Source organism: Acinetobacter sp. UBA3025 (assembly GCF_002367915.1).
In the GTDB taxonomy this organism is placed as follows: Bacteria; Pseudomonadota; Gammaproteobacteria; order Pseudomonadales; family Moraxellaceae; genus Acinetobacter.
Genome location: NZ_DFDO01000314.1, coordinates 1 through 10125 on the forward strand (window position 1 = coordinate 1; position 10125 = coordinate 10125).

Below are 10125 nucleotides of genomic sequence, written 5' to 3' on the forward strand. Positions count from 1 at the left end.
CGCTCTTCATGAGTCCCAGAATGGTAAACATCGGAGTCTGACGAATTACCTTGGCAATCACCAGCAAGACCACCACCCCCAGCATCCATGTACCCGCGCGATAAGAAACGCTGTCATAACTCAGCATCGACAGGATCAGAATCAGTAACTGCAGGCATAGCAGCCACGCAGAAGGCAGATACTTAAAATGGGTCCAGAATCGTAGCAGAGAGTGCTTCATGAGATTTGTCTTGATGTCCTGTCGAGCATCATTATTGTTATCGCTGGCTTAACATAGCATGATCTAGCTGATGGTTAGAAACAGGATTGTATAAAAATCATTGAAATCTCAGTTAAAAATAGCTGTATTTAATTTTAGATAACCTATCCCAAAGTATTTCATTGGGTAGCTCAGGTATTTTATCGCTATAAAAAAAGCCCCCATCAGGAGGCTTTTTTAGGACATCAGATCTTAGTGATCAGATGCACCTGAGATTCCAATACCTGTTTGTGAGCGAACAAACTGTGCATCGAAAGCTTTGCGTTCTGCTTGTGCTTTCACTGAGCGGTCTGTGATGGAGAAGAACCAGCAGCAGAAGAAAGACAATGGCATTGCAAATAATGCAGGACCATTAAATGGAACGACTGGTGTATCTGAAATCGCGAAAGTATCTACCCAAACTGCTTTAGACAGTATGATCAGTACTACTGCAGTCACCAAACCAACCACGCCACCAATGACAGCACCACGTGTGGTCAGGCCTTTCCAGAACATAGACAGAACCAGTACCGGGAAGTTGGCACATGCGGCTACCGAGAATGCCAGACCCACCATGAAGGCAACGTTTTGCTTCTCGAACAGGATTCCCAGAATCATCGCAAAGATAGCAAGACCAAGAGTTGCAATTTTAGACATGCGCAGTTCAGATTCAGGTGTAGTACGGCCTTTCTTGAATACGTTTGCATACAAGTCATGTGAAATTGCTGAAGCACCTGACAAGGTCAAACCTGCAACTACCGCAAGAATGGTTGCGAATGCCACTGCAGAAATGAAGCCCATGAACAGGTCACCACCCACAGCATCTGCCAGGTGAACCGCGGCCATGTTGTTACCGCCCACCAGCTCTAGCTTGCCTGTGATTGCCATTTTTGCAATGTCCAGGAACTGCGGGTTGTTCGCTACGTATAGAATCGCACCGAAACCGATAATGAAGGTTAACAGGTAGAAGTAACCGATAAAGCCTGTTGCAACCACCACTGATTTACGTGCTTCTTTGGCATCTTTTACTGTAAAGAAACGCATCAGGATATGTGGCAGACCTGCTGTACCAAACATCAGCGCCAGACCAAGAGAAATCGCATCGACCGGATTCGAAGCGAGATTACCCGGACCCATAATCTTGGTTGCATCTGCAAGGCTCAAGTCATGTACTTTAGAGTAAACCTGAATCGATTGTTCAAACATATTGGTAAAGCTGAAACCTACGCCCTTCATTACCATGAAAGCCATAAATGTCGCACCAGACAACAGCATTACTGCTTTAATGATCTGTACCCAAGTGGTCGCTAGCATGCCACCGAAGATTACGTAAGCCATCATCAACAGGCCAACAATCACCACAGCAATATTGTAGTTCAGACCGAAGAGCAATTTGATCAACTGACCTGCACCTACCATCTGTGCGATCAGGTAGAACGCAACCACAACCAGTGAACTTAATGCAGCTAGGGTACGCACCGGTTTTTCTTCCAGACGGAACGACACTACATCAGACAGGTTAAATTTACCCAGGTTACGCAAACGTTCTGCCACCAGGAATAAAACGATTGGCCAACCCACCATAAAGCCTAGTGAGTACAGCAATCCGTCAAAACCGGACAGGAATACCATCGCGGAAATACCGAGGAAAGATGCTGCAGACATGAAGTCACCAGCAATGGCCAGACCGTTCTGGAAGCCAGAAATCCCGCCGCCGGCAGTATAGAAATCATTAGTATTTGTGGTTTGTTTGGCAGCCCATTTGGTAATAAATAAGGTTGCTCCAACGAAAATCACAAACATGATAATCGCGTGCCAGTTGGTCGCTTGCTGCTCCGCAGCACCCAGATCTGGTCCAGCAAATGCCATTGCCGAGCTGAGCAAGGTCAGCGCTGCAGCAGCAAGCGCTTGATATGAAATCCCTTTCATCTTAGTGTTGCCCCTTTTCTTTTGTAATCGCTTCCACTTCCTGAATTGCTTCTCTGTTTAGCTGATCAAGTTTGTTATTGGCAATGTAGGAATACACCCAGCACAATATAAAAGACAAAATAATGATACCGATACCTAGAGGTACACCCCAGGTCGTTACACCGCCAGAAATTGAAGACAATAGAAATTCTTTGTTGTAGCCAACAAGCAACATGAAACCGACATAGACAAATAGCATGATGCCGGTTAAGGTCCAGCTCAGCGTACTTTTTCTACGTACCATTTCTTTGAATTTGGGATTCTGTAGAATTCTTTCTACTTGGGCCTCATCCATAGTTACACTCCTGTAGCCCCACCATGGGCTTACTATTTTTTAATTCGAATTATCACTGTTGCAAAATAACAACATTTAGAATGACTTGTAATTTAGACTTTGGTCGTTAAAAAATGATCAATTTAAACTGCTGAGTGCATGATGCGGTATCATAGCGTCATGCACAGTACACATTAGGCTATATGAACAGTTGGCTCATCATAGGGGTGCTCGCCCTCTATATCACTTTACTCTTTACTTGCGCTTTCTATGGGGAAAAACATGCCAGCCGGCTGAGTACCCGTGGCCGCATGCTATTGTTTAGTTTAACTTTAGGCGTCTACTGTTCTTCCTGGACATTTTATGGCGCGACCGGTGCTGCGGTTCGTGAAGGAATTATTTTCCTGCCGATCTATCTTGGTCCCCTGCTCTTTGTCGCGATTGGTTACGATATCTGGCGCCGTCTGGGACGGGTACGCCAGCATCATGCGATTTCCTCTATCGCCGACTTCGTCGCTGCACGTTATGGTAAGAGTGGGCCTCTGGCTTCGCTGGTCACCATTCTGGCGGTGATTGCCATCATTCCCTATCTGGCTTTGCAGTTACGTGCAATTGCCTTGAGTGCGGCGGTCATTCTGGAACCTTCAGCCGGGATTGCCAGTACCACCAATAGCGTACTGTTCCTGACTGGCGTCCTGGCGATTCTGGCGATGATTTTCGGTACCCGGCAGATTGCCAACACCGAACAGCATGGCGGTCTGATGCTGGCTGTCGCCTTTGAGTCTTTTGTTAAGTTATTTGCCTTGCTGGCCGTAGCCTGTTTCTTTATTTTTGAAGCACCAGAAAATCTGCCTCAGATCAGTAGCGATATTCAGTCAACCTTCCATGATGTACAGCTGTTTGGCGTACCGGAAAGTTTCTGGGTACAGACCCTGTTGGCTGCACTGGCGATTATCTGCTTGCCACGTCAATTCCACGTAGCAGTGGTTGAATTACGGGATGAAAAACATATCCGTGGTGCACGTCGCTGGTTTGCCATTTATCTGATTCTGACCACACTGGCAATTATCCCGATTGCCAGCTGGGCACTGCATGCGGCTCCCCAATATTTAGCGATTCCAGATGTCGCGGTACTGTCTTTACCGCTTAGCTATAATCAGGACTGGCTGACCTTATTGGCCTTCTTAGGCGGTTTCTCGGCTTCCACCGGCATGCTGCTGGTATCTTCAGTCGCCCTATCAATCATGCTAAGTAATGACCTGATCATGCCGGCGCTCTGGCGCTTAAACCTGATCTCACGGCATGACAAGCGTTTGCCACTGGTACTCAAATTTACCCGCCGGATCTGTATTCTGGCCGTGATGTTGATGGGCTTCCTGTTCTTCAACTTCTTTAATGATATTGACCAGCTTTCTGTTTTTGGCCTGCTGGCCTTTAGTGCTGTGGCACAGTTCGCCCCTGCCCTGCTTGGTGGCTTGTACTGGCGTGGTGGAAGTAAGCAAGGTGTATATGCTGGCCTGCTGACCGGTTTCGCTTTATGGTCGTATACCCTGCTATTACCAACGATTTTGCGCAGCCTGCCAGAAGCCTATCAGCAGTTCAGCCAGAGTTTTCTGGAACAGGGTCCTTTGGGCTGGAACTGGTTACGTCCTGAAGCCCTGATCGGTTTCGAATCTTTTGATCCTTTAACGCATGGTGTGGTCTGGGCACTAGGTCTGAACACATTCCTATATATCTGGGTTTCCCGGATGTTCCGTCCAAGTGTGGCTGAACAGATTCAGGCGGAAAGTTTCTTCTACTATGAAACCAAGCCGCTTCCTTCTCAAAGTCCATCTACTGATGTCAGCTACTCGCATCAGGATGTGGCCCGTTTAAAAGTTGGTGACCTGATTACGCTGGCCAAGCGCATTACCGGTGAAGGTCCAACCATGCAGGCCTTCCAGCAGTTCTGTGCTCAAAATAGTGTGGAACTGAATGAAAATAGCAGTGCCAATGGCATGTGGTGGCGTTTTACTGAGCAGTATCTGGCCGGTACCATTGGTGCAGCCTCGGCACGTACCCTGCTGACTACCGCGATGGTGAATAATGGCCTGGCCCTCGGTCAGGTGGCGAATATTCTGGATCAGGCCTCACAATGGCAGCGTTTTAACCAGAACCTGATCATGACCATGATCGACCATATGACCCAAGGGGTGAGTGTGGTTGATGAAAATATGTGTCTGGTCGCCTGGAACAACCAATACCTGAAACTGTTCGACTATCCAAAAGATATTGTTTATGTCGGCTGTCCAATCGCTGACCTAATCCGTTATAACGCTGAACGCGGTGAATGTGGTCCGGGCTCGGTCGAAGAACATGTGCGTAAACGGATTCACTGGATGCAGGTCGGCAGTGCGCATGAATTTGAACGGATCCGTAAAGATGGCCGCGTGATTCAGATGCGGGGTAATCCGATTGAAGGTGGTGGTTTCGTGACGACCTTTGCCGACATTACTGCCTTCCGTGAAAATGAAGCGGTACTGGAAGCCCGGGTTCAGGATCGTACCCAGCAGCTCGCTGATGCCCTGTCTGAACAGCAACTGGCGCGTGAACAGGCTGATAAAGCCAATATGTCCAAGAGCCGCTTTATTGCTGCCGCCAGTCATGACCTGTTACAGCCAATGCATGCTGCACGTCTGTTCAGTACGGCGCTGGAGCAAAGTGTACAAAGCGAAGAAGATCGCAAGACCCTGCAGCAACTGGATCGTGCCCTGCATGGGGCAGAAAGCATGCTCTCAGCGCTGCTGGATATTGCCCGACTGGAGGGCGGTACGATTCAGCCGAAACGCCAGGCTTATCCACTGCATGATTTATTAAGTGATCTGGAACTGCAATTCAAATCCATTGCGGCACAACGTGGCATCAAACTGCGAGTGCATGATGCCCAGTTCTGGATTGACACCGATCCACAATGGATTCGCCGGATTATCCAGAACTTTGTCAGCAATGCCCTACGTTATACCGCCAAAGGTAAGGTCGTGGTCGGTGTACTGCGTTCTAGCAACCGGCCAAATCATATCCGGATCGGGGTTTGGGATACCGGTCCCGGTATTGCTGAAGAACAGCGCATCAAGCTGTTCCAGGAATTCGAGCGTTGTGGCCATACTTCGCCTTGGGGTGAACAGGGTCTGGGGCTTGGTCTCGCCATCGTGCAACGTATGACCGGACTACTGGATTATCCTGTTCATGTTTCTTCCGAGCTGGGCAAAGGTTCCTGCTTCATGATTGAAGTACCGTTGACCGCAGCGCCGAAAGTCATTGCCGCCCCTGTTCAGGCTGTGCCATTGAAGTCCAAGGCCTTTAAGATTCTATGTTTGGACAATGATGAAACCATTCTGGAAGGCATGTCGACCTTATTGACCAAATGGGGCTATCAGGTCTTTAAAGCCACTGAACCAGAACAGGCAGCCGAAATGATCCAGCAGGAAAATATTCAGGTCTGGCTGGTGGATCAGCATTTAAATCAGGATAAAATCGGTCTGGACTTTATTCTGGAACATCGTAGTAGTGATATTCCGGTGGCATTGATTACCGCAGATTCTGATCCGGAACTGCCACAGCGCCTGAAGGATTTAAATATTGTCCTGCTGAAGAAACCATTGAAACCCGCTTCACTTCGTTCCTGGTTATCCGGTCTGAAAATCTCTGGTAGTTAGAACTTTTTATTTTTATCTCAATGCCCATTTTAATGATTTAAAATGGGCATTTTTTATACTGAATAAATACCTATCTTTACCTGACTGGCAAAAAAATCAGGCCAATGTGCTAAAAGCACCAAATTTCACATAATTCCTGCTGATAAATTGCTCAAAATTATCATTTCAGCATTCTCTATGGCAAAAGCCACCAATTCTATTAATATACATGTGTACACCTAGTTACAATTATTTAAGCAATTGTTTTAAATTAATTTTTAATCATATTTTATGGCAGATAGAACTTTGGTCGTATTTTTAATACAACAAGCTTAGTTCTAAAAATAGACAATATAAGAAACGATCAGTTTCCATCTGACAATGCCTAAATCCTTTTGGCAGCTGGTCTATTTGCACTGCTAGATAGGAGTTATAAAAATGAAACTCGATGAATCAATTGCTCAGCTTCCCGCACAGACTCAGCAATTCCATCGCCAATATGGTGCTAATGCCTTATTACCCAGCATCGACTGGACGCAAATGTTTAAATACAGCAAACTCGACGATACCCAGATTCAGGCACTTGAAACCCTGTATCAGCATGCGGTTCCTTTAGCCCTGCAAGTTTTTGATGAACTGCATTTTGATGTCTTTGAACCTTATGCCTACAAACCGCAAGGTTTAGGTTTATTTGAACGTTTGGCTGAACAGGAAAACAAGCTGATTGAATCTCTGGAAGCAGAAGCTGAAGATTTACCTGTACAAACCCGTCATCAGATCTGGAGTATGCTGCTGCGTGGTGGTGCCGTACTGGTCTTTAAAGCGTGGCTCGGCAAAGTGAAAAATGAAGAAGATTGCCTGGATACCACCCAGTTTGATGAACTCTCTGACTTGCTCTTTATCAAAACCTGCCCGCATGAACTGGCAGAGCACCTACAGGTCGATCCGAATAGCACAGACGAGCATGTATTCCTGATGTATGAAGATGAAGTTTATCTGGACCGTTTTAACAGTCTGGAAACTGCTGCCCTGTTTGTAGACTTAGGTGTGTATGATGCGACTTTCCTGAGTCTGCGTGATGATCGCGTAGCAGAATACCTGATCTCCAAAGGCTATGTCACTCAAGAACAGATTGATGAACTGCAATCCGCACTGAATCCAATGTTCTGTACCGATGTCACCCAAAAACAGGATTATATTGCTTAATCTGGCAATATATTCGCAATAAAAAAGACCTCAGATGAGGTCTTTTTTATTTTGTAAGTTAAATCCCTTACATTTTCTTTTCTTCAATATTCAAGGCATTGATAGCAAGCACCGCTTGGGTACGGTTTTGTACACCCAGCTTACGGAAGATCGCTGTTACGTGCGCTTTAATCGTAGCTTCTGAAACATCCAGTTCATAGGCAATCTGTTTGTTCAGCAGGCCTTCAGCTACCATCATCAGGACGCGGAACTGTTGTGGTGTTAGCGACTGAATCCGTTCTGCCAATGCAGTTTCGTCTGCAGCACGCGGATCGAAATTCATGTTGGCTGGCAGATTGGGTGGTAACCAGATTTCCCCTTCGAGGACTTCACGAATCGCTTCACCAATATGGCTTGGATGTGCAGATTTTGGAATATAGCCCATTGCACCATGTGCAATCGCACGCTGGATAATGCTAGCTTCTTCGTGAGCAGAAACGACAATAATTGGAATCGAAGGATATTGGGCGCGAACGTGGACCAGAGCAGAAAAGCCCGATGCACCTGGCAGGTTTAAATCCAGAAGGACAAGATCAGGCTCAGGACCATTTTCTAGACGTTCATAAAATTCATTGACTGCTGCAGTTTCATGAATCTGCGCTTGTGGCAGACTATAACGAACAGCTTGGATCAGAGCATGACGAAACAGTGGATGATCATCAACGATTAAAATATTCATAGGACGTGAGAGAGATCTTGTGCACAGTAGCTCCTATTCTAACCACACAAGCCAGTTTATGGATATGCAAGATCGCCAATTTTTTAAATAATGTGGAGTTTTTCTTTAATTTTTTTAAATTTTCGCTTATTTCAATAATTCTTTAATTCTCATCACTTTTTTATATATGATTTATTCCTATTCTGCATAGCTTATCTTTATTCAATATAAATATAGTTATCAGCCATTTATCCAGCTCTATCCGTTTCAGAAGCACATTTTCCGCTTATATAGAAAAATCAGATAACTTTTCAGCATTTCGTTATTTTACACCTACTGCGGCAATCGGGATTAATAGGGTCATTCCGAGCTTAACTATTTTTAGGTACTTCACATGTCCCATTTTTCCGAGCAAAAACCTTTAAACATCGTGGCTGTTTCTGGCGGCCTGAATCACCCATCTAAAACCGAAGCATTGGTTCAAGCCATTCTGGATGAACTGGGTGAAGCGACGCCAATCAATGTACATTTCATTAAATTTAGCGAAATCGGCCAGCTTTTAGGTGGTGCAATTTACCGTAACCAGTTACCGCAACGCGTGCAGGATGATCTGGCAGCCGTTGAAGCAGCGGATGCCCTGATTGTTGGTACGCCTGTTTACCGCGCTTCATTTACGGGCCTGTTCAAGCATTTCTTTGACTTCGTAGAACAAACGGCGCTGGTAGATGTACCGGTTCTTTTAGCAGCTTCTGGTGGTAGTGACCGTCATGCGCTGGTTCTTGAACACCAATTACGCCCATTGTTCAGCTTCTTCCAGGCACAAACTCTGCCAATCGGGGTATATGCCACAGATCGTGACTTTACGCCTGAATATACTATTCACAGCGAATTACTTCGTGCCCGTATTACCCTGGCAGTGGCTCGTGCCTTACCGATCCTTGAATGGGCGCCAGCAAAGGGGCAGCGTGCTGAGGTCATTAAAGAAAAATCTCAGCAAGCCAACCAGAGCCTAGGCATCAACAAGCAAATCGAACAGGAAGAAGTTTTACCTTCAGCTGCAGTGCCAAGCCTGGATGCCGCAGAATCCCGTTTGCACAGCAAGAAAGTGCCAAAGACTCAAGTGGCTTAATGGCCACTTCATTCAGAGGGTAAGAATAATGTCACAAGATAAAAATATTGTATTTGCTTACTGGGTTCCAAATGTCAGTGGCGGTCTGGTGGTCAGCGATATCGAACAGCGTACGGACTGGAGCTATGACTATAACGTCCGTCTGGCGCAAACTGCTGAGAAAGCAGGTTTTGACTATGTCCTGACCCAGATCCGTTTTACTGCGGGCTATAACGCTGAAAACCAGCATGAATCAGTGAGTTTCAGTCATGGCATCCTGGCGAAAACTGAACGTTTAAAAGTGATTGCCGCGATCTTGCCGGGCCCATGGAAGCCTGCGCTGGCAGCGAAGCAGCTGGCCACCATTGACCATCTCACCAATGGCCGGATTGCGATTAATGTCGTAAGTGGCTGGTTCCGTGGCGAGTTTGATGCAATTGGTGAAGAATGGCCGGAACATGACGAACGTTATGCACGTTCAGAAGAATTTATTCGCAGCCTGAAAGGGGTCTGGACCCAAAACAATTTTAGTTTTGATGGTAAATACTACCAGTTCCAAGACTATACCTTGAGTCCAAAACCGGTACAAAAACCGTATATTGAAATCTTCCAGGGGGGAAGTTCCCGGGCAGCACGCGATATGGCATCTCGCGTGTCTGACTGGTACTTCACCAATGGCAATACGCCGGAAGAGCTGAAAAAACAGATCGATGATATTCGTGAAAAAGCCAAAGCGAACAATCACTCTGTGAAAATTGGCGTAAATGCATTTGTGATTGCTCGTGACACCGAAGAGGAAGCGCAAGCAGTACTGCGAGAAATCGTGGCCAAGGCCAATGTTCAGGCGGTGAAATCTTTCGGTGAGGCAACGCGTGAAGCGGGCGCAGCGAGTAAAGAAGGTGAAGGTAACTGGGCCAAATCCACATTTGAAGATCTGGTGCAATATAACGATGGCTTCCG

Annotated in this window: 7 protein-coding genes and 1 pseudogene; 4 read left to right on the forward strand and 4 right to left on the reverse strand. The window is 46.4% G+C overall.

Annotation, left to right across the window (positions count from 1 at the left end):
• The 3 genes and pseudogenes from B4J23_RS13250 to B4J23_RS13260 form a co-directional block, all read right to left on the reverse strand.
• Positions 1-220: pseudogene (locus tag B4J23_RS13250) on the reverse strand (two pore domain potassium channel family protein); the annotation flags it as partial.
• A gap of 231 nt (positions 221-451) precedes the next feature.
• Positions 452-2167: a cation acetate symporter gene (locus B4J23_RS13255; RefSeq protein WP_159123808.1), complete on the reverse strand. Its 1716-nt coding sequence runs from the start codon at positions 2165-2167 to the stop codon at positions 452-454.
• Between the two features lies 1 nt (position 2168).
• A complete protein-coding gene (locus B4J23_RS13260) occupies positions 2169-2501 on the reverse strand; it encodes a DUF485 domain-containing protein (protein WP_004781535.1) in 333 nt (110 codons plus the stop codon).
• 182 nt (positions 2502-2683) lie between these two features.
• Between B4J23_RS13260 and B4J23_RS13265 the strand changes: the two genes are divergently transcribed.
• Positions 2684-6175, forward strand: a complete 3492-nt coding sequence (locus B4J23_RS13265; RefSeq protein ID WP_291361257.1) for a PAS domain-containing hybrid sensor histidine kinase/response regulator — start codon at positions 2684-2686, stop codon at positions 6173-6175.
• Positions 6176-6592: 417 nt separating this feature from the next.
• Positions 6593-7360 (forward strand): hypothetical protein, encoded by a 768-nt coding sequence (locus B4J23_RS13270; protein WP_166139501.1) that lies wholly within the window; start codon positions 6593-6595, stop codon positions 7358-7360.
• A gap of 67 nt (positions 7361-7427) precedes the next feature.
• On the opposite strand, the gene B4J23_RS13275 is transcribed toward B4J23_RS13270, so the two are convergent.
• Complete coding sequence (locus B4J23_RS13275; RefSeq protein ID WP_004781530.1) at positions 7428-8078, reverse strand: response regulator; 651 nt, start codon at positions 8076-8078, stop codon at positions 7428-7430.
• Positions 8079-8451: 373 nt separating this feature from the next.
• On the opposite strand from B4J23_RS13275, the gene msuE reads away from it, so the two are divergent.
• On the forward strand, positions 8452-9186 hold the full coding sequence (gene msuE / locus B4J23_RS13280) for an FMN reductase (protein ID WP_166139499.1): 735 nt from the start codon (positions 8452-8454) through the stop codon (positions 9184-9186).
• Between the two features lie 28 nt (positions 9187-9214).
• A partial coding sequence (gene sfnG, locus B4J23_RS13285) for a dimethylsulfone monooxygenase SfnG (protein ID WP_291361261.1) occupies positions 9215-10125 on the forward strand: 911 nt, incomplete at its 3' end.

What these genes read in the sequence shown, in the direction of transcription:
- B4J23_RS13255 (WP_159123808.1), bottom strand. Translation starts at nt 2,167, where the DNA reads ATGAAAGGGATTTCATATCAAGCGCTTGCTGCTGCAGCGCTGACCTTG.
- B4J23_RS13260 (WP_004781535.1), bottom strand. Translation starts at nt 2,501, where the DNA reads ATGGATGAGGCCCAAGTAGAAAGAATTCTACAGAATCCCAAATTCAAA.
- B4J23_RS13265 (WP_291361257.1), top strand. Translation starts at nt 2,684, where the DNA reads ATGAACAGTTGGCTCATCATAGGGGTGCTCGCCCTCTATATCACTTTA.
- B4J23_RS13270 (WP_166139501.1), top strand. Translation starts at nt 6,593, where the DNA reads ATGAAACTCGATGAATCAATTGCTCAGCTTCCCGCACAGACTCAGCAA.
- B4J23_RS13275 (WP_004781530.1), bottom strand. Translation starts at nt 8,078, where the DNA reads ATGAATATTTTAATCGTTGATGATCATCCACTGTTTCGTCATGCTCTG.
- msuE (WP_166139499.1), top strand. Translation starts at nt 8,452, where the DNA reads ATGTCCCATTTTTCCGAGCAAAAACCTTTAAACATCGTGGCTGTTTCT.